This is a genomic window from Agromyces sp. NPDC057865 (assembly GCF_042796995.1).
Lineage (GTDB): Bacteria > Actinomycetota > Actinomycetes > Actinomycetales > Microbacteriaceae > Agromyces.
The window spans coordinates 574393-592027 of record NZ_JBHVMJ010000001.1 but is presented as its reverse complement, the minus strand read 5'-3'; the positions used below and the strand labels follow the sequence as shown (position 1 = coordinate 592027).

General features: G+C 70.7%; 17 protein-coding genes. 4 read left to right on the top strand and 13 right to left on the bottom strand.

Features of this window, described 5'->3' with window-relative positions; all coding sequences use genetic code 11:
* Positions 1–16: 16 nt before the first annotated feature.
* Both ACFVN5_RS02710 and ACFVN5_RS02705 read right to left on the bottom strand, forming a co-directional pair.
* Complete coding sequence (locus tag ACFVN5_RS02710) at positions 17–1390, bottom strand: ion channel protein (RefSeq protein ID WP_376953087.1); 1374 nt, start codon at positions 1388–1390, stop codon at positions 17–19.
* On the bottom strand, positions 1387–2211 hold the full coding sequence (locus ACFVN5_RS02705) for a mechanosensitive ion channel family protein (RefSeq protein ID WP_376953086.1): 825 nt from the start codon (positions 2209–2211) through the stop codon (positions 1387–1389). Before ACFVN5_RS02705 ends, ACFVN5_RS02710 begins: the two co-directional genes overlap by 4 nt.
* A 211-nt stretch (positions 2212–2422) precedes the next feature.
* Between ACFVN5_RS02705 and ACFVN5_RS02700 the strand changes: the two genes are divergently transcribed.
* Positions 2423–2821, top strand: a complete 399-nt coding sequence (locus tag ACFVN5_RS02700) for an SHOCT domain-containing protein (RefSeq protein WP_376953085.1) — start codon at positions 2423–2425, stop codon at positions 2819–2821.
* Between the two features lie 60 nt (positions 2822–2881).
* On the opposite strand, the gene ACFVN5_RS02695 is transcribed toward ACFVN5_RS02700, so the two are convergent.
* From ACFVN5_RS02695 to ACFVN5_RS02670, 6 genes are all read right to left on the bottom strand, one after another.
* Positions 2882–3286, bottom strand: a complete 405-nt coding sequence (locus ACFVN5_RS02695) for a hypothetical protein (RefSeq protein ID WP_376953084.1) — start codon at positions 3284–3286, stop codon at positions 2882–2884.
* Positions 3287–3381: 95 nt separating this feature from the next.
* Positions 3382–4572, bottom strand: a complete 1191-nt coding sequence (locus ACFVN5_RS02690; RefSeq protein WP_376953083.1) for a hypothetical protein — start codon at positions 4570–4572, stop codon at positions 3382–3384.
* Between the two features lie 141 nt (positions 4573–4713).
* Positions 4714–5208 (bottom strand): DUF2017 family protein, encoded by a 495-nt coding sequence (locus ACFVN5_RS02685; protein WP_376953082.1) that lies wholly within the window; start codon positions 5206–5208, stop codon positions 4714–4716.
* Complete coding sequence (clpS, locus tag ACFVN5_RS02680; RefSeq protein ID WP_376953081.1) at positions 5205–5495, bottom strand: ATP-dependent Clp protease adapter ClpS; 291 nt, start codon at positions 5493–5495, stop codon at positions 5205–5207. The genes ACFVN5_RS02685 and clpS overlap by 4 nt, the downstream gene beginning before the upstream one ends.
* Positions 5492–6499: a DUF817 domain-containing protein gene (locus tag ACFVN5_RS02675; RefSeq protein ID WP_376953080.1), complete on the bottom strand. Its 1008-nt coding sequence runs from the start codon at positions 6497–6499 to the stop codon at positions 5492–5494. Before ACFVN5_RS02675 ends, clpS begins: the two co-directional genes overlap by 4 nt.
* The gene (locus tag ACFVN5_RS02670) at positions 6496–7626 is read right to left on the bottom strand and encodes a class I SAM-dependent methyltransferase (RefSeq protein ID WP_376953079.1); all 1131 of its coding nucleotides are present in this window, start codon (positions 7624–7626) and stop codon (positions 6496–6498) included. The genes ACFVN5_RS02675 and ACFVN5_RS02670 overlap by 4 nt, the downstream gene beginning before the upstream one ends.
* Before the next feature lie 70 nt (positions 7627–7696).
* On the opposite strand from ACFVN5_RS02670, the gene ACFVN5_RS02665 reads away from it, so the two are divergent.
* Positions 7697–8404: a hypothetical protein gene (locus ACFVN5_RS02665; protein ID WP_376953078.1), complete on the top strand. Its 708-nt coding sequence runs from the start codon at positions 7697–7699 to the stop codon at positions 8402–8404.
* 33 nt (positions 8405–8437) lie between these two features.
* Here the strand turns inward: ACFVN5_RS02665 and ACFVN5_RS02660 are convergent, their stop codons facing one another.
* The 5 genes from ACFVN5_RS02660 to dnaK all read right to left on the bottom strand — a co-directional run bounded on the left by ACFVN5_RS02660 (position 8438) and on the right by dnaK (position 14438).
* A complete protein-coding gene (locus tag ACFVN5_RS02660; protein WP_376953077.1) occupies positions 8438–10309 on the bottom strand; it encodes an alkyl/aryl-sulfatase in 1872 nt (623 codons plus the stop codon).
* A gap of 86 nt (positions 10310–10395) precedes the next feature.
* Positions 10396–10812, bottom strand: a complete 417-nt coding sequence (locus tag ACFVN5_RS02655; protein ID WP_376953076.1) for a heat shock protein transcriptional repressor HspR — start codon at positions 10810–10812, stop codon at positions 10396–10398.
* Positions 10809–11810, bottom strand: a complete 1002-nt coding sequence (locus ACFVN5_RS02650) for a DnaJ C-terminal domain-containing protein (RefSeq protein ID WP_376953075.1) — start codon at positions 11808–11810, stop codon at positions 10809–10811. The genes ACFVN5_RS02655 and ACFVN5_RS02650 overlap by 4 nt, the downstream gene beginning before the upstream one ends.
* Positions 11811–11940: 130 nt before the next feature.
* On the bottom strand, positions 11941–12555 hold the full coding sequence (locus ACFVN5_RS02645; protein ID WP_376953074.1) for a nucleotide exchange factor GrpE: 615 nt from the start codon (positions 12553–12555) through the stop codon (positions 11941–11943).
* Between the two features lie 2 nt (positions 12556–12557).
* Positions 12558–14438 (bottom strand): molecular chaperone DnaK, encoded by a 1881-nt coding sequence (gene dnaK, locus ACFVN5_RS02640; RefSeq protein ID WP_376953073.1) that lies wholly within the window; start codon positions 14436–14438, stop codon positions 12558–12560.
* Positions 14439–14777: 339 nt separating this feature from the next.
* Here dnaK and ACFVN5_RS02635 point away from each other — a divergent pair, with 339 nt between their 5' ends.
* A complete protein-coding gene (locus ACFVN5_RS02635) occupies positions 14778–16241 on the top strand; it encodes a basic amino acid/polyamine antiporter (RefSeq protein ID WP_376953072.1) in 1464 nt (487 codons plus the stop codon).
* 44 nt (positions 16242–16285) lie between these two features.
* Positions 16286–17521, top strand: a complete 1236-nt coding sequence (locus tag ACFVN5_RS02630; protein WP_376953071.1) for an arginine deiminase — start codon at positions 16286–16288, stop codon at positions 17519–17521.
* Positions 17522–17635: the final 114 nt, after the last annotated feature.

The window sequence follows — 17635 nt, the reverse complement described above, 5'->3', positions numbered from 1 at the left end:
CCTCCCGGGATCGAATCTAGCCGTTGGCGGCGGGCTTCGGGGCGGCCTCCGTCGGCGGCTCCGGGGGCTGCGGCGGCTCCGCTGCCGGCGGCGCCTTCGGCACGATGCGGAACTCGGGTGCACGCGTGACGAGCAGCCACGCCGGGAGGACGATCACCGTCATCCACGGCAGCACGGCGAGGTCGCCGGTCATCGCGACCGCCACGAAGAGGGAGAGCCACCCGTCGCGGGTCACGACGAGGACGATGCCGAGCACGCCGCACGCGATCCCGAGGCCCATCGACAGCCCGGGGATGAGCGCGACCGCGAGCAGGCCGAATGCCACGCCGATGAACACCGCCGGGAAGACGCGACCGCCGCGGAAGGCCGCACTCGCCGCGACGAGGAGCGCCACGAGCTTCACGGCGACCATGAGCGCGAGGTCGCCCGCCGAGTAGGCCCCCGGATCCTTCAGGAGCTCGCCGATCTGCTCGAGGCCCTTGAACATCGTGATGGGCCCGCCGATGAAGCCGAGGATCCCGAGCACGAGACCGCCGAGGCCCGCGATGAGGATCGGGCTGCGCAACGCGTGGAACGCGCGATGCACCCATGGGAAGGCGTACGCCCCGATCAGGCCGATGACGACGGCCGCGCAGGCGATGAGGATGCCGATCGGCAGGTCGATCGGGTCGACCGTGCCCTCGGGTACGGTGAAGGCCAGCGGCGGCGCGCCGAGCACGTGCATGGTGGTGGCGCCGGCTGCGGCCGACGCGAGGGGCGTGAAGAGCTTGTCCCACAGCGCGCCCCCGCCGCGCACGGCGGCGACGATCCCGGTGAACAGCAGCGCTGCTGCGACCGGTGTGCCGAACAGCGCGCCGATGGTGCCGGCCGCGGCCATGAGCATGGCGAGCTGTGGCGTCACGCGCGGCATGAAGCGCGCCAGCAGGGCGACCGTGAGGCCCACGTTCACCGCGATGATCGGGTTCTCGGGGCCGAGGCTCACGCCGCCCGCGAGGCTGATGAACGTCACGATGAGCAGCCCGGGTATGGCCTTCAGCGGCAGCACGGGCCCGACCAGCTCGGTCGTCGCCGAGTCGGGTCCACCGTGGCCCGGCAGGAACTGCAGCCCGAGTCCGACGAGGAGGCCCACCGTCGTCAGCACGACGATGATCCACCAGCCGTTCGGGTCGACGCCGAGGGCGTCGGGCAGCGTGGTCCAGATCACGTCCTCGAGGGCGCCGGACGCCGTGTCGAGGCTCCACAGCACGAGGGCCGTGATGATGCCGATCAGGAGCGCCGGGATCAGCAGGAGCAGGAGCTGACGTGGCGTGGGAGCCGGCAGCTCGCCCTCGGTCTGCCCGGCGGCGGGCAGCGCCGGTCGCGGCTCGGGTCGGGCGGGCTGGTCGGTCATCGCTCCTCCATCCGCGTCATCGAGGTCGGCAGCTCACTCGTGACGAGCACGTCTGGACCACGATCGGCGAGCGCCGCGGCGAGCGCCTGCACCACCGCTGCGCCGACCGATTGGCTGCGCCCAGGTTCGTGCCACACTTGCACGCGGGCGGTCACGCGTCCAGCACCGATCGTGAGGGCACGCGCCCATGGCGCCTGCTCGACGGGTTCCATGCGCACGCCGTCGACGGATGCCGCGACGCGCTGCAACTCGGCGAGCATCGCCTCGACGCCGAGTCCGCCGAGCGGCGTCCGCACCTCGAGCTCGGTGCGGTTCGCCCCGAACGCGGATCCGTTCACGAACGGGGTGTTCAGGAACGCCGCATTGGGGACGTGCACCGCGCGTCCGTCGAACGACCGCACGATGACGGATCGGCTCGTGAGCTCCTCGACGGTCCCGTCGTAGTCGGGCGTCTCCACCTGGTCGCCGGGTTGCACGGGCTTGCGGGTCTGCAGCACGATGCCCGCCGAGAAGTTGTCGGCGATGCCGCGCAGCACGAGCAGGGCCACGATCGCCACGATGATGACGATCGCGAGCAACGGCTCGAGCGGAGCGCCGAGGAAGCTCAGCGCGACGCCGATGCCGAAGAGCAGCACGACGATGCCCGAGATGCTCGCGATCCGCCGGCCGGTCTCGGCGGAGATCCCCTCCAGCCGGCCCATCAGCGCGAGCACGCCCCTGCGCACGAGCCGCGACAGGATCCAGCCCGCGACGACGGAGAGCAGGGCGAACGTGACATCCCAGGCGCTGAGGGTGGACCAATCGAGGAACTCGCCGCTCACGGGCCCACCATACGGCCTGCGATCCCCGTCGATTCGGCTGACACGACGCGAATTCCCGCTACCCCCGCGGCATCCCTCGCGATATGGTGCCCACGGGAGACACCGAGATCAGGGGGATCGCAGGCTCCAGTCGGGACCAGCGCACCCCGGATGACGGGCGCGACCCGTCGCCGCCCCCAGCGGCGGCATCCGACACTCTGAAAGGGCTCCAATGAGTTTCTGGAACAGCCTGGGCGACATCCTCTGGTGGACCCTGTGGTTCTTCGCGTTCTTCGCCTACCTCTGGGCGGTCATCGCGATCATCACCGACCTCTTCCGCGACCACAAGCTCAACGGCTGGTGGAAGGCCGTCTGGATCATCTTCCTGATCTTCGTGCCGTTCCTCACCGCGCTGGTGTACCTCATCGCCCGCGGCAGCGGCATGGCGGAGCGCGCGCAGAAGGAGGCCCGGCAGGTGCAGGCGGCGACGGACGACTACATCCGCGCGACCGCCGGAGCAGCGAGCCCGTCCGACGAGATCGCCAAGGCGAAGGCACTGCTCGACGCCGGCACGATCTCCCCGGCCGAGTACGACCAGCTCAAGGCCCGGGCGCTCAGCCACGGCGCCTGATCGACGAGCGACGAAGGGGCGGGTGCTTCGGCACCCGCCCCTTCGTCGTCTCGGGCGAACTCAGCTCGCGGCCTTCAGCTCCTTGCCGTGGACGGTGAGCGCGTAGAGGACGAGGATGTCCAGCGTCAGCACGATCAGCGACCACCACGGCTGCACGGGAAGCAGGGCGAGCTGGGAGACGCCGTTGAACGCGACGAGGATGATCGCGACCACCCGCGCCCAGGTGGCGCCGGCGATCAGCGCGAGGCCGACGAGGATGAGCACCACGCCGAACACGAGATGCCACCACCCCCACCCCGCCACATCGAACAGGAGGAGCCCGCCCTCGCCCAGCACGAAGTATGCGCTCCCGGGCATGAGGATGGCGACGAGTCCGTACAGGGCGTCGATCACGCCGGCGATGATGATGACGATCGCCGCGAACCAGCCCCAGCCGACCCATCCGGTCGTTGCAGTGTCTGACATCTGGATCCCCTCTCCGTTCGGCGCGTTCCCCAGTGAACGTGTGCCGATACGCGCATCATCCACCCCGCCGAGCGCGCACGTCAACAGTTTCGTGCTCAGGTGAGCACCGGCGCTCCCGCGGGGTCTCCGACGGCGTCGGGGTCGGGGTCGACGACCGGGCGAGCACCGTCCGCGGGCGTCGCGGAGCGGATCACGCCGGCGTTGCGCAGGAACAGGATGATCCAGCTGAAGATCAGCACGCCGGCCACGAGCTCGACCGCCGTGAGGTTGTAGTAGCCGACCGCGAAGAAGATGCCGAGCAGCACCGTCACGGCGACGTACACGTAGCCGAGGATCACGAACACCTTCGGCATCGAGGGCACCCAGCGCGGCAGCGCGAACACGACGACCGCGTAAACGACGGCCATCCCCGTGGCCACGGTGTTGTGCAGGAGGAAGAACTCGCTCACCGGGAAGATGCCGACGCAGGCGAGGAGCACGCCGATGAGGGCGAGGCTCACGCGCACCAGGTTGCGGTGCCGGAGGTCGAGCGGCGTCGAGGTCGGCAGGCTCGCCGTGCCGTATCGGGCGATGATCGTGACGATCGCGCCCGCGATGATGAGCGTCAGGTTGAACGCGAGCGACGACACGTCGTTGGTGATGCCCAGCGCCGACAGGTTCTTCTGCCACCACTGGGGGTCGCTCGAGCTCAGCATGCTGGCGAGCGCGCCGACGACGAGGAACACCGCCAGCACGAGCGACAGCAGCATCGGGGTGAGCCGCGCCGACGAGAGGAACACCGCGTAGGCGGTCACGGCGAACGCGACGCCCGAGAGCACGGCCGCCGGGAACGTGAAGACGACCGCGCCGATGAAGCTGCGCTCGAGCAGGTCGGCGAGGCCGATCCAGCCGAGGAGCACGATCACGGCGTGCGCCAGCGCGAGCGCCACGATGTCGAACCAGTGCAGGCGGGCGCCCTGCACCTCGAGCCCGTCGTCCACGCGGTCCTGCAGCGACGGTGCCGGCCTGCGGAGCACCACCCGGCCGAGCACGAACGCCACGATGGCCACCACCGCGCCGCCGATCGCGACGAACTGCCCGAGCGAAGCGGGTCCGGCGATCGGGACGTTCCGGCCCCAGAAGAAGATCCAGGCCACGGCCAGGCCGACCAGGAACGCGGCGGCGCCGGCGAGGAGGGCGACGGACTCGAGCGACTCCGCGTTCTCCGCCGGATGCCGCAGCACGCGGCGGATCGAGGTGGACGGCTGCGTGCTGCGCGCGGGGGCGGTGCTGGTCGGAGCGGTCATCGGGGCTTCCCTCCCGCGGCCCCAGGCGGCCGCTGTGGGGATCAGGATGCCAGCCGGATCGCTCGGTGTCACGCATCGGTTGCGGCGATCGTCCGGAATGCCCGGCCCGCGGCATCCGCTCGGTTCGAACCCGCGCGGAGCTCAGGAGTCGGTCGGGTCGAGCACCTCGAGCATCGAGCCCTGCACGAAGCCCGCCCACTCGTAGGCCGCGCGCAGGTAGTCGTCGCGCGTCTCGTCGGCCTCGTCGTCGTCCTCCTCGACGATGCCGACGCGCTCGGCGAGGATGAGCCGCAGGTCGGTGAGGAACGTGAGCCAGCCCCACGCCTCGGACTGGTCGAGCTCGATCTGCACGACGCCCTCGTCGCCGTCGGCCACGGCGGTCGCGTCGCGGACGCGCTGCGCCGCCTGGCGCTTGCCGTCGACGAGGCTCTCGCGCGTGTACCGGCCGAACTCCTGCGACGCCGGCGCGTCCTCGGGGTACGCGTTCGGCAGCAGCCGCCCGAGCGCCGGATCGTCGGCCTCGCCGAGGAGGAGCACCGAGTCGACCTGGTCGGCGAGCTCGGAAAGGAGCATCGCCTCCTCGACCTCGAGCACGATGCGCACGCCCTCGCCGCCGCTGCGCCCGGCGACGATCACGTCTCGGCCCTCGACACCGTGGCCTGCAGGCCGTAGCCGTGCATCGCCTGCACGTGCCGCTCCATGGCCTCGCGATTGCCGGATGCCACGACGGCGCGACCCTCGTGGTGCACCTGCAGCATCAGCTTCTCGGCGACCTCGCGCGGGTACCCGAAGTACGTGCGGAAGACGTACGTCACGTACGTCATGAGGTTGACCGGATCGTCCCAGACGATCGTGCGCCACGGCTGCTCCGACACGTCCTGTGTGGTCGTGTCGGCGTCGAGCTGTTCGAGCGTGGGCGTCACCCGTCCAGCCTTCCACGAGCGCCCGCCCGACGGAACCCGGATGCTGCGACGGCCCGATCGGACGCCGCCGCCGGCGTCCGCGGCGGGTACACGAACGTGACGAGCACCACCGAGATGATCATGAGCAGGAACCACGAGACCAGCTTCGACACCGACACCGGCTGCCATCCGTCGGCCTGGTCGGGGTAGAACCACGCGCCCGCCCAGGTGGCGATGTTCTCGGCGATCCAGATGAAGAGCGCGACCAGCGCGAACGCGAGCAGGAGCGGCATCCGGTACGTGCGACGCCACACGCGGAAGTGCATGACCGTCGGCCACCAGAGCAGCGCGACCGCGGCGAGGAGCACCCAGCGGACGTCGACGATGAAGTGGTGCGTGAAGAAGTTCGCGTAGATCCCGGCCGCGACGACCTCGGTGAGCCAGCGCCGCGGGTAGCGCGTGAAGCCGAGGTCGAACAGCCGGTGCACGCGCACGAGGTAGGAGCCGACGGCGGCGTACATGAACCCCGAGAACAGCGGGACGCCCGCGATGCGCAGCACGCCGCCGTCATCGTAGGCCCACGACCCGACGTCCGTCTTGAAGATCTCCATGACCGTGCCCGTGAGATGGAACAGCACGACGACCCAGAGCTCCCGACCCGTCTCGAGCCGCGTCGCGACCATCACGACCTGGATGAGCACGGCCGCGATCGTGAGCGCGTCGTTCGGCGCGAGGGCCGCGTCGTCGGGGTACCAGAGCCGGGCCGCGACGATCACGGCCAGCAGCGCCGCACCGAAGACGCAGGCCCACGCCTGCTTGGCCCCGAACACGAGGAACTCGATGAGCCCGGCACGTATGCCACGGTGGGACGCGTCGGCGAGCAGGCGGTGCGCCGCGCGATCGATCGCCCGCTCGACCGGGGTGAGCCGCTGCTCGTGCGCGGAGGCCGGGACATCCGCGGCCCGCGCGGGTCGTGCCGGGCGCGTCGCATCGTCGCCCGCGCGGGGGCGCTCGTCGGTGGTCATCCCGGGCGCCGCGAGGCCGTGACGGTGAACTTCGGGTTGCGCGCGACCTGGCGGGTCGACCCCACCGCGCGCTCCAGGAGCGGCCGGTAGCGCAGGTGCGAGTTCCAGACGCACCACAGCTCGCCGCCCGGTGCGAGCACGCGAGCCGCGTCGTCGAACAGGTGCGCTGCGATGCCGGTGTGCAGCGCGGCATCCGAGTGGAACGGCGGGTTGAGCACCACGAGCGCCTCGCTCGCGTCGGGCAGGAGCTCGAGCGCGTCGGCGTGCGTGACGGTCACCCGATCGGCGACGCCGTTCACCTCCGCGGTCTCGCGAGCGGATGCCGCGGCCGCCGCCGAGCGGTCGGTCGCCGTGACGCGCAGTCCTGGGCGCCTGCGGGCGAGCCACGCGGCCACCACGCCCGAGCCGCACGCGAGGTCGACGGCGGACGCGGCATCCGGCACCGCGCCGTCGAGGTGCTCGAGCAGGAACCGCGTGCCGATGTCGATGCCCGTGCCGGCGAACACGCCGCCGTGCGCGACGACCGTGACGCCGACGTCGTCGTGCCGCTCGCCACGCGGCCAGCCCGGCGCCGAGGGCTGCCGCTGGGCCCGCGGGCCGCGCGCCGCGAGCACGCGGGACTTCTGGCGGGCATGCGACACGTCGACGCGCTCGAACCAGGCGCCGAGCACATCGTTCATCGCGAGCGACATGTGCTTGATGCGCCCGCCCGCGACGACGACCACGTCGGATGCCGCGTAGGCGGCCACGAGCCCGGCCAGCTCGTCGAGCCGGTCGAGCGACCGCGGCAGGCGCAGGAGCACGAGGCGCGCGTCGCGGAGCAGGTCGGCGCCGAGCGGAAGCGACCGCACCCGGTCGGCGAGCCCCACGCGCTCGGCGTTGGCGGCGAGCGCCCGCTCCCCGGTGACGAGGTCCTGATGCACGCGGATGCCACGGGCTCCCGCCGCGGCGGCGCCGAGCGCGAGGGCCCCGTAGGCGTCGTCGAGCACCACGACGCCGCCGTCGCCGGCGCCTGCCAGGAGCGGCGTCGACTCGTCGAGGATCAGGCGGTCCGCGGCATCCGACGCCTCGAGCCCATGCCCCTCGACGTCGGGGTGGCGACGCAGCAGGGCGAAGTCCAGGACCATGGTGAAAGGCTACGCGTGGCGGGTCAACCCGAGTGCGGCTCCCGGTTCGGTTTGCTACCCTCGTGCCCGCATGCCAGCAGCAGGGCGACCGGTTCAGGGGGAGCGGCGCGCGGCGAGGATCCACGCCGCGGGCCTCGAGCACCGTGCCCGGATCGGCCGCCGCCTCGCGCCGCTCGCCGCCGCGATCGCCGTGCTCTCGCTCGGGCTGACCTACGCGCTCACGCCCCCGGCGCCCGCGGCCTCGGAGCCGCCCGGCGCGGGGGAGGCGTTCTCTGGCGCGACGCAGACCGTGAGCGTGGCCGGCGACGTCGCCGCTCCCGACGTATCGCACGAGTCCTACGTCACGACGACCGGCCCTGAGACACTCGTCGAGTCGGGCACGAACCACGACTGGGCCGAGCTCGTGCTCATCTACGGCGACTTCCCGATCACGCAGGCGAACATCGACGTGATGCTGCGATGGATGCGGCAGGAGAACGGTCCCGACAACTGGTGGAACCGCAACAACCCGCTGAACAACGGCAACGGCTCGGGGGGCGGATCCGGCCTCGGCAGCTACGCGACCCTCTCGATCGCGGCCGAGTACGCCGCCGACAGCCTGCGGCGGTACTCGTTCTACGACGCGATCGAGGCCTCGCTCGAAGCGGGGAACGACGCGAACGCCACGGCGCAGGCGATCTGGGCGTCGCCGTGGGCGGGGAGCCACTACGGGTACGGCTCGCACTGGTCGACGGCGCCCGTGAAGGTGATCACGGCGCCCGAGTCGGCCTGGGGCTGACCCGAGCGCCGTGACATGACCCGGCTCGGCGCGCTAGGGCACCACGATGTCGAACGACGGATCGCCCTGGTCGAGCACGTCGATCAGCCGACGCAGGATGTCGAGGTCGCCGTCCACCTCGATGCCCTCGGGTGACAGGTCGCCGCCGGCGAGCCGGAGCAGGCGCGGCTTGTCGAGCGTCAGGTGCAGCGCGGCATCCGGCGCCGGTTCGCGCTCGACGTAGACCAGCACACCGTTGCGCAGCGTGAGGTGGAAGCTGCGGCCCAGGTCGGTGAGGGTGAGGTCGAGCGCCAGGTCCAGGTCCCACGCCCGCGGACCGTCGACGCGGATCGCGACCGCGTCGAACAGCTGCTCGGGGGTGAGCTGGGCGAGGATCGCCGGTGCGGCGGTCGAGGTGGGGGTACCGAAGTTGCCCTCGCGGAGCTCGGTCGCACCGGAGAGGAAGAAGTTCCGCCAGGTGCCGTTCTCCGCCCCGTAACCGAGCTGCTCGAGCGTGTCCGCGTAGAGGGCCCGCGCACCCTCGTGCGCGGCATCCGCGAACACCGCATGGTCGAGCAGGGTCGCCGCCCATCGATAGTCGGCCGCGTCGAACGCCGCCTGCGCGAGCTCGACGACGCGGTCGATGCCGCCGATGGCGTCCACGTACCGTTCCGCGAGCGCCTGCGGCGGGTGCGGCCAGAGACGCGCGGGGTTGCCGTCGAACCAGCCCATGTACCGCTGGTAGATCGCCTTCACGTCGTGGTTGACCGAGCCGTAGTAGCCGCGGGCGTTCCAGGCGTTCTCGAGTGCGGGCGGGAGCTCGAACGCCTCGCCGATCTCGGCGCCGGTGAGGCCCTGGTTGAGCATGCGGAGCGTCTGATCGTGCAGGTAGGCGTAGAGGTCGCGCTGCGTGGACAGGAACCGCACGAGCTCGTCGTTGCCCCAGGTCGGCCAGTGGTGGGAGGCGAACACGACCTCGGCGCGGTCGCCATAGCGCTCGATCGCCTCGGTGAGGTACTGCGACCAGACGTGGGGATCGCGCACGAGCGCTCCCCGCAGCGTGAGCAGGTTGTGCAGCGTGTGCGTGGCGTTCTCGGCCATGCACAGCGCCTTGAAGCCCGGAAGGTAGAAGTGCATCTCCGACGGCGCCTCGGTACCGGGCGCCATCTGGAACTCGATCTCCACACCGTCGATCACGTGCGTCTCGCCGGTTTCGCGGATGTCGAGCGTCGGCACGATCATCCCGGGCTGGCCGGTCGAGGTGGTCTGGCCGAGGCCCGCGCCGACCTGGCCCTTGGGTCCGCGGTCGAGCCGCGCGCCGTACATGTACCCGGCACGGCGGCCCATCGCGACGCCGGCGTACACGTTCTCGGCGACCGCGTGCTCGACGAAGCCCTCGGGCGCGATGACCTGTACGTCGCCGGCGTCGACCTGTTCCTGCGTCACCATCCCGAGCACGCCGCCGAAGTGGTCGATGTGGCTGTGCGTGTGGATCACCGCGACGATGGGGAGATCGCCACGGTGCCGGCGATACAGGGCCAGCGCCGCGGCTCCGGTCTCCTTCGAGATGAGCGGATCGACGACGATCACGCCCGTGTCGCCCTCGATGAAGGACGTGACCGACAGGTCGAGCCCGCGGACCTGGTAGAGGCCGGGAACGACCTCGTAGAGGCCGTGCTTCGCGACGAGCTTGGACTGGCGCCACAGGCTCGGATGCACCGACGTCGGCGCGTCCCCGTCGACGAAGTCGAACGACGAGGCATCCCACACGACCGTGCCGCCCTCGTCGCGCACGGCCGGATCGTCGAGCGTGCCGACGAAGCCCCGATCGGCCGCCGCGAAGTCGGCGTCATCGTCGAACGGCAACGCCGCCAGCGCCGCCTGGTTCGCCGCCGTGACGGCCTCGGACGGTTCGCGCTGTTCCATGTGTGCTCCTTCCCCCGGGGAGGTCCCCCGGAGCGAGCCTCGCGCACGACCGTCGGGGGCGCAAGGAAACAGCAGGAGGTCGAGGACTACTCGCGGTCGAGCGGCCGCCACACGACGAGGGCGTTCTCGCGGCGCATCCGAGTGCCGGTGCGGAGCGACACGATGTCGCCCGCGGATCCGGCGGCGAAGACCCGGCGGCCGGGCCGGTTGAGCATCTCGTCGGCGAGCGCGGCCTCGAGCTCGCGCACGCGGGCCCGCAGGCCCTGCACCTCGTCCTCGAGGCCGAGCACGCGACGGATGCCCTCGAGGCTCACGCCCTCGCTCGAGAGCTGCGCGATCTCGCGCAGCTGCATGACGTCGCGCATCGAGTACCGCCGCGACTTGCCCGCCGTGCGGGTCGGCGAGACGAGCCCCATGCGGTCGTACTGCCGCAGCGTCTGCGGGTGCATCCCGGCGAGGTCGGCCGCCACCGAGATCACGAACAGCGGGCTCGACTCGTTCATCGCTGGCTCCTCGCCTTCGCGAGCAGCTCCTCACGCGGGTCCTCGTCGGGCAGGAGCGCCGCGAACTCCTCGAGCTTCTCGCTGGCGTCCTTCGAGAGGTGCGACGGCACGGCCACCTGCACGACGGCGAGCAGGTCGCCCGTGCCCTTCTTCGTCTCGACGCCGCGACCCTTCACGCGCAGCACGCGTCCGCTCGGGGTGCCTGGCGCGACCCGGAGCTTCACGGGTTCGCCGCCGAGCGTGGGCACCTGGATGGTGGCGCCGAGCGTCGCCTCGGCGAACGTGACCGGCACGGTCACGCGCAGGTTGAGGCCGTCGCGCTCGAACACCGGGTGCTTGCGCACGTTCACGGTGAGGATGAGGTCGCCGGACTCGCCGCCGTCGGGCGACGGGTGGCCCTTGCCGGGCAGCTTGATCTTCTGGCCGTCGGCCACGCCCGCGGGGATGCGCACCGTGATCGGCTTGCCCTCGGCGGTCTGCAGCGTGATCTGGTCGCCCTTGGTGGCGGTGATGAAGTCGAGCGTGGTCGACGCGGTGACGTCGCGGCCCTTCGTGGGGCCGCCGAAGCCGCGGTAGCCGCCGCTCGGCGTGCCGAAGCGGCCGCCGCCGAACAGGCCCCCGAGCAGGTCGTCGTAGTCGCCGCCCTGCTGGAACGTGTAGCGCGTGCCGCCGCCGGCGCCCCCCGGGCCGCCGAACATGCCGCCGAACACGTCCTCGAAGCCGCCCGCACCGCCGGCGCCCGGAGCCGTGAACCGCGCGCCCGTGCCCATGGCCCGGATCGCGTCGTACTCCTTGCGCTCCTCGGGATCGGCGAGCACGGAGTGCGCCTCGCTGATCTCCTTGAAGCGCGCCTCGGCCGCGGCGTCGCCCGGGTTCTGGTCGGGGTGGTACTTGCGCGCGAGCTTGCGGTACGCCTTCTTGATGTCGCCGTCGCTCGCGTCCTTGGAGACGCCGAGCACCTGGTAGAAGTCCTTGTCGAACCAATCCTGGCTGGCCATCGGCACCTCCTCTTCTGAGTCTGTCTGATGAACCGGTGGTCGAGGAGCGCCCGGCTGAGCCGGACGCGTATCGAGACCTCTGAGCGTCTCGATACGCGTCGCCTTCGGCGGCGCTACTCGACGACCGGGATCACTCCTGCGGCGTCTTGACGACGACCTTCGCCGCACGCAGCAGCGTGCCGCCGAGCAGGTATCCCGTCTCGACGACGTCGCCGACCGTGTCGGTGTCGACCTCGTCGGACGGCTGCTGGAAGATCGCCTCGTGCCGCGTCGGGTCGAACGGCTCGCCGACCTCGCCGAACGGGGTCAGCCCGAGCTTCTCGACCGCCGCGCGGAGCTTCGCCGCGATGGTCGCGAAGGGCGCGTCGCCCTCGAGGTCGCCGTGCTTCTCGGCCCGGTCGAGGTCGTCGAGCACGGGCAGCAGCACGGACACCGCCGCGCCGACCGCACGCTCCCGCTCGACCTCCCGGTTCGCCTCGGTGCGCTTGCGGTAGTTCGCGTACTCGGCGGTGACGCGCTTGAGGTCGGCGAGGTGCTCGTCGCTCGGCTCCTGCACCTCGGCCTGCGCCGCGTTCAGGATGTCGTCGACCGTGAGCACGTCCTCGTCGTCGGGCTCGGCCGATGCGGCATCCGTCGCCTCGGCCTCACCCTCGCCCTCGGGATGCCGAACCGCACCCGTCTCGGGGTCGATCCGCCGCTTGTCGCGGATGATCGGCTCGTCGTGGTCCTGGTTCTCGTCCGTCATGGCTACTTCTTCTCGTCCTCGTCGTCGATGACCTCGGCGTCGACGACGTCCTCGTCGGAGGAGCTGCCGCCGTCGGTGCCGCTGGCGGAGGCGTCCTCACCGGGGTTGCCCGGATTCGCGCCGGCCGGCTGCTGCTGCGAGGAGGCGTAGATCGCCTCGCCGAGCTTGCCCTGCGACTGCGAGAGCTTGTCGAACGCCGACTTCACGGCCGCGTCGTCGTCGCCGGCGAGCGCCGACTTCAGCGCGTCGACGTCGCCCTGCACCTCGGACTTCACGTCCTCGGGGAGCTTGTCGTCGTTGTCCTTGATGAGCTTCTCGATCTGGTAGACGAGCTGCTCGGCCTGGTTGCGCGTCTCGGCGGACTCGCGGCGCTTCTTGTCGTCGGCCGCGTGCTCCTCGGCGTCGCGCACCATGCGCTCGATGTCGTCCTTGGGGAGGCTCGAGCCGCCCGTGATCGTCATCGACTGCTCCTTGCCGGTGCCCTTGTCCTTGGCGGACACGTGCACGATGCCGTTCGCGTCGATGTCGAAGGTGACCTCGATCTGCGGGATGCCGCGGGGTGCCGGGGCGATGCCGGTCAGCTCGAAGGTGCCGAGCGGCTTGTTGTCGCGCGTGAACTCGCGCTCGCCCTGGAAGACCTGGATCGCGACCGACGGCTGGTTGTCGTCGGCGGTCGTGAAGGTCTCGCTGCGCTTGGTGGGGATCGCCGTGTTGCGCTCGATGAGCTTCGTCATGATGCCGCCCTTGGTCTCGATGCCGAGGCTGAGGGGGGTGACGTCGATGAGCAGCACGTCCTTGCGCTCGCCCTTGAGGACGCCCGCCTGGAGGGCGGCGCCCACGGCGACGACCTCATCGGGGTTCACGCCCTTGTTGGGCTCCTTGCCGGTCTCCTGCTTCACGAGCTCGGAGACGGCGGGCATGCGGGTCGAGCCGCCGACGAGCACGACGTGCGCGATGTCGGACACCTTGATGCCGGCCTCGCGGATGACGTCCTCGAAGGGCTTCTTGGTGCGGTCGAGCAGGTCGCTCGTCATGTTCTCGAACTGGGCGCGCGTGAGCGTCTCGTCGAGGTTCGCCGGACCGTTCTCGGTGAGCGAGAGGTAGGGCAGCTGGATGTTCGTGGACATGGAGCTCGAGAGCTCCTTCTTCGCCTGCTCGGCGGCCTCCTTGAGGCGCTGCAGCGCGATGCGGTCCTTCGAGACGTCGACGCCGGTGGTGTCCTTGAAGCGCTTGATCAGCCACTCGACGATGCGCTGGTCCCAGTCGTCGCCGCCGAGGCGGTTGTCACCTGCGGTCGCACGCACCTGGATGGTCGAGAAGTCGTCGTCCTTGCCCACCTCGAGGAGGGAGACGTCGAACGTGCCGCCACCGAGGTCGAAGACCAGGATGAGCTCGTCCTCCTTGCCCTTGTCGAGGCCGTATGCGAGGGCCGCGGCGGTGGGCTCGTTGATGATGCGGAGCACGTTGAGGCCGGCGATCTCGCCCGCCTCCTTCGTGGCCTGGCGCTCGGCGTCGTTGAAGTACGCGGGCACGGTGACGACGGCGTCGGTGACCGTGTCGCCGAGGTACTGCTCGGCGTCGCGCTTCAGCTTCTGCAGGATGCGCGCCGAGATCTCCTGCGGCGTGTACGTCTTGCCGTCGATCTCCTTCGACCAGTCGGTGCCCATGTGGCGCTTCACCGACGCGATGGTGCGGTCGACGTTGGTGACGGCCTGGCGCTTGGCGGTCTCGCCGACCAGCACCTCGCCGTCCTTCGTGAACGCGACGACCGACGGGGTCGTGCGGAAGCCCTCGGCGTTCGCGATGACCGTGGGCTCACCGCCCTCGAGCACGCTCACGACGGAGTTCGTGGTGCCGAGGTCGATTCCTACTGCTCGTGACATGTGTGTTTCTCCTTCTGCCGCGCCGGTGGTCGAGGAGCGCCGCGGAACGCGACGCGTCTCGAGACCCCTTTGCCGGCGGTCGGCCCGGCCGTCCTGGCCCGCGACCGAAGTCAATGGCGTCGGAACTTGAGTCCCGACGGCTCAAGTGTGTCAAACCGTCCAGATTCGTGTCAAGTCGCGTCGACCAGACTTGAGCGCGTTCGACTCAACTCTCGGCGAGTTCCCAGTCTTCCTGCGGTCCTTGCGGCGGCATCCGCCCTGCGCTAGACACGGATCGGGCCGCGCGCCCGCCCTGCACCGTTCGCACCTGGGGGATCGAGCACTGGGGAGGGACGACCGATGACGACCGCCGCCGAGACGTCGACGACGACCTCGAAGCTCAGCCTGCCGGCCCTGACGGCGATGGTCGTCGGCTCGATGGTCGGCGCCGGGGTGTTCCAGCTCCCTGCGCGTTTCGCGAGCCAGACCGGCGTCTCCGGCGCCCTGATCGCGTGGGCGATCGCCGGGCTGGGCATGCTGACACTGGCGCTCGTGTTCCAGACCCTCGCGGTGCGCAAGCCGAAGCTCGACAACGGCGTGTACGTCTACGCGCGCGAGGGGTTCGGCCTCTACCCCGGCTTCCTGTCGGCCATCGGCTTCTGGGCGTCGGCGTGCGCCGGCAACGCGTTCTACTGGGTCCTCATCATGACGACGCTGAGCCAGCTGTTCCCCGACCTCGAGCCGCTGCTCGGGCAGGGCGACACCTGGCCGGCGTTCTTCATCTCCGTGGCCGCCGTCTGGGGCTTCTTCCTCCTCATCCGGCGCGGCGTGAAGGAGGCCGCGGGGATCAACCTCATCGTGACGCTCGCGAAGCTCGTGCCGCTGGCCCTGTTCCTCGTGCTCGTCGTGTTCTTCCTCGACTGGGACGTGTTCGTCGCGAACCTCGGCGGAGGCGCCGACGCGCCCGGCGGCGAGTCGCTCTTCGAGCAGGTGCAGGGGACCATGCTCATCACGGTCTTCGTGTTCCTCGGCATCGAGGGCGCGAGCGTGTACTCGCGCTACGCGAAGCGCCGCGAGGACGTCGGCCGGGCCACCGTGCTCGGGTTCCTCTCGGTGCTCGCGCTGTTCGCGTCGGTCTCGATCCTGTCGTACGGCATCCTCCCGAAGGCGGAGCTCGCGGACCTGCCGCAGCCGTCGGTCGGCGGCGTGCTCGAGGCTGCCGTGGGCCCATGGGGCGGTGCGTTCATCCGGGTCGGGCTCATCATCTCGGTGCTCGGGGCGTATCTCGCCTGGCAGCTCCTCGCCGCCGACGTCGTATTCGCCGCCGCACGCGACAACGACCTGCCGCGCCACTTCGCCGTGCTCAACAGGCGGGAGGTGCCCGAGCACGCGGTCCTCTGGACGTCGATCTTCGTGACGGCAATCCTCTTCGCGGTGCAGTTCGTGCGGAACGCCCTCGACTTCACGCTCGACCTCACCGCCGCACTCGCCCTGGCGCCCTACGCGCTCGCCAGCGCCTACGCCGTCAAGATCGCCCTGCGACGCGACGGCTACGGCGACGTCGAGCCCGCACGGCGCACGCGCGAGCTCGTCATCGCGGCGATCTCGACGCTCTACACGCTCTTCCTGATGTGGGCGGCCGGGTACGTGTTCCTCTTCCTCGCCTGCATCCTGCTCGCGCCGGCGACGGTGCTCTACATCCTGGCCCGTCGGCAGCAGGGGGCGCGCGTCTTCACCCGGCCGGGCCTGGTGATCTTCATAATCGTCCTGGCCTTCGCGGTGGTCGGCGTCGTGCTGCTCGCGACGGGGGTCGTGCAGGTCTGATCATGTGCGAGCGGATGCCGCGCGCACGACGGAAGGGAGCGTCCATGTCCACCACGTTCGGGGTCCACTCCGAGGTCGGGAAGCTCAACCGGGTGCTCGTGTGCCGGCCCGGACTGGGGCACGAGCGGCTCACGCCGAGCAACAACGACGCCCTGCTGTTCGACGATGTGCTCTGGGTGCACAACGCGAAGCGCGACCACCACGACTTCGTGCTGAAGCTGCAGGACCGCGGGGTCGAGGTGGTCGAGCTCCACGACCTCCTCGCCGAGACGCTGGGCGTGCCGGGCGCGCGGGAGTGGCTGCTCGACCGCAAGATCACCGCGAACGAAGTCGGGTACGGCCTCGTCGGCGACACGCGCGCCTACCTCGACTCCCTCGACGACGCGCTGCTCGCCGAGTTGCTCATCGGCGGGCTCTCCACCCGCGAGCTGCCCGACGAGTTCCGTTCGGACGCCCTCGCGCTCGCACGGGAGTCATCGGGCGTCGACGAGTACCTCATGGCGCCGCTGCCGAACACCATCTACACGCGCGACACCACCTGCTGGATCTACGGCGGCCTCACGCTGAACCCCCTCTACTGGCCGGCGCGGCACGGCGAGACCCTGCTCATGAAGGCGATCTACGAGTTCCACCCCGGATACACGGGCAGCACCGTCTGGTGGGGCGACCCCGAGGAGGACTGGGGCCAGGCCACGCTCGAGGGCGGCGACGTCATGCCGGTCGGCAACGGCGCCGTGCTCATCGGCATGAGCGAGCGCACGTCGCGGCAGGCGATCACACAGGTCGCCGCGAAGCTGTTCGAGGCTGGGGCGGCGACCCGGGTGGTGGTGGCCGGCATGCCGAAGCTGCGTGCCGCGATGCACCTCGACACGGTGTTCACGTTCGCCGATCGCGACCTCGTGACGTACTACCCCGACATCGTCGACGGCATCCACGCGTTCTCGCTGCGTCCGGCCGACGACGGTGGCCTCGAAGTGACCGAGGAGCGCCGGCCGTTCGTCGAAGTCGTCGCCGACGCGCTCGGACTGCCCCGGCTCCGCACGGTCGAACCCGGCGGCGGATGGTACGCGGGCGAGCGCCAGCAATGGGACAGCGGCAACAACGCCGTCGCCGTCGAGCCCGGGGTCGTCTTCACGTACGACCGCAACACGCACACGAACACGCTGCTGCGGAAGGCCGGCGTCGAGGTGATCACCATCGTCGGCGCGGAGCTCGGCCGGGGGCGCGGCGGCGGCCACTGCATGACGTGCCCGCTCTCGCGCGACGCGGTCGAGTACTAGCCGTCCCGGTCGGTGATCGGATGCCGCGGCGCGGTCGCGCGGCGATGCGCGGCGGCATCCGATCACCCGCTGCGCCTCGCTCAGGGTCTATCGGCGCCATGTCACACACCGCTA

What these genes read in the sequence shown, in the direction of transcription:
- ACFVN5_RS02710 (WP_376953087.1), bottom strand. Translation starts at nt 1,390, where the DNA reads ATGACCGACCAGCCCGCCCGACCCGAGCCGCGACCGGCGCTGCCCGCC.
- ACFVN5_RS02700 (WP_376953085.1), top strand. Translation starts at nt 2,423, where the DNA reads ATGAGTTTCTGGAACAGCCTGGGCGACATCCTCTGGTGGACCCTGTGG.
- ACFVN5_RS02695 (WP_376953084.1), bottom strand. Translation starts at nt 3,286, where the DNA reads ATGTCAGACACTGCAACGACCGGATGGGTCGGCTGGGGCTGGTTCGCG.
- ACFVN5_RS02690 (WP_376953083.1), bottom strand. Translation starts at nt 4,572, where the DNA reads ATGACCGCTCCGACCAGCACCGCCCCCGCGCGCAGCACGCAGCCGTCC.
- ACFVN5_RS02675 (WP_376953080.1), bottom strand. Translation starts at nt 6,499, where the DNA reads ATGACCACCGACGAGCGCCCCCGCGCGGGCGACGATGCGACGCGCCCG.
- ACFVN5_RS02670 (WP_376953079.1), bottom strand. Translation starts at nt 7,626, where the DNA reads ATGGTCCTGGACTTCGCCCTGCTGCGTCGCCACCCCGACGTCGAGGGG.
- ACFVN5_RS02665 (WP_376953078.1), top strand. Translation starts at nt 7,697, where the DNA reads ATGCCAGCAGCAGGGCGACCGGTTCAGGGGGAGCGGCGCGCGGCGAGG.
- ACFVN5_RS02660 (WP_376953077.1), bottom strand. Translation starts at nt 10,309, where the DNA reads ATGGAACAGCGCGAACCGTCCGAGGCCGTCACGGCGGCGAACCAGGCG.
- ACFVN5_RS02655 (WP_376953076.1), bottom strand. Translation starts at nt 10,812, where the DNA reads ATGAACGAGTCGAGCCCGCTGTTCGTGATCTCGGTGGCGGCCGACCTC.
- ACFVN5_RS02650 (WP_376953075.1), bottom strand. Translation starts at nt 11,810, where the DNA reads ATGGCCAGCCAGGATTGGTTCGACAAGGACTTCTACCAGGTGCTCGGC.
- ACFVN5_RS02645 (WP_376953074.1), bottom strand. Translation starts at nt 12,555, where the DNA reads ATGACGGACGAGAACCAGGACCACGACGAGCCGATCATCCGCGACAAG.
- dnaK (WP_376953073.1), bottom strand. Translation starts at nt 14,438, where the DNA reads ATGTCACGAGCAGTAGGAATCGACCTCGGCACCACGAACTCCGTCGTG.
- ACFVN5_RS02635 (WP_376953072.1), top strand. Translation starts at nt 14,778, where the DNA reads ATGACGACCGCCGCCGAGACGTCGACGACGACCTCGAAGCTCAGCCTG.
- ACFVN5_RS02630 (WP_376953071.1), top strand. Translation starts at nt 16,286, where the DNA reads ATGTCCACCACGTTCGGGGTCCACTCCGAGGTCGGGAAGCTCAACCGG.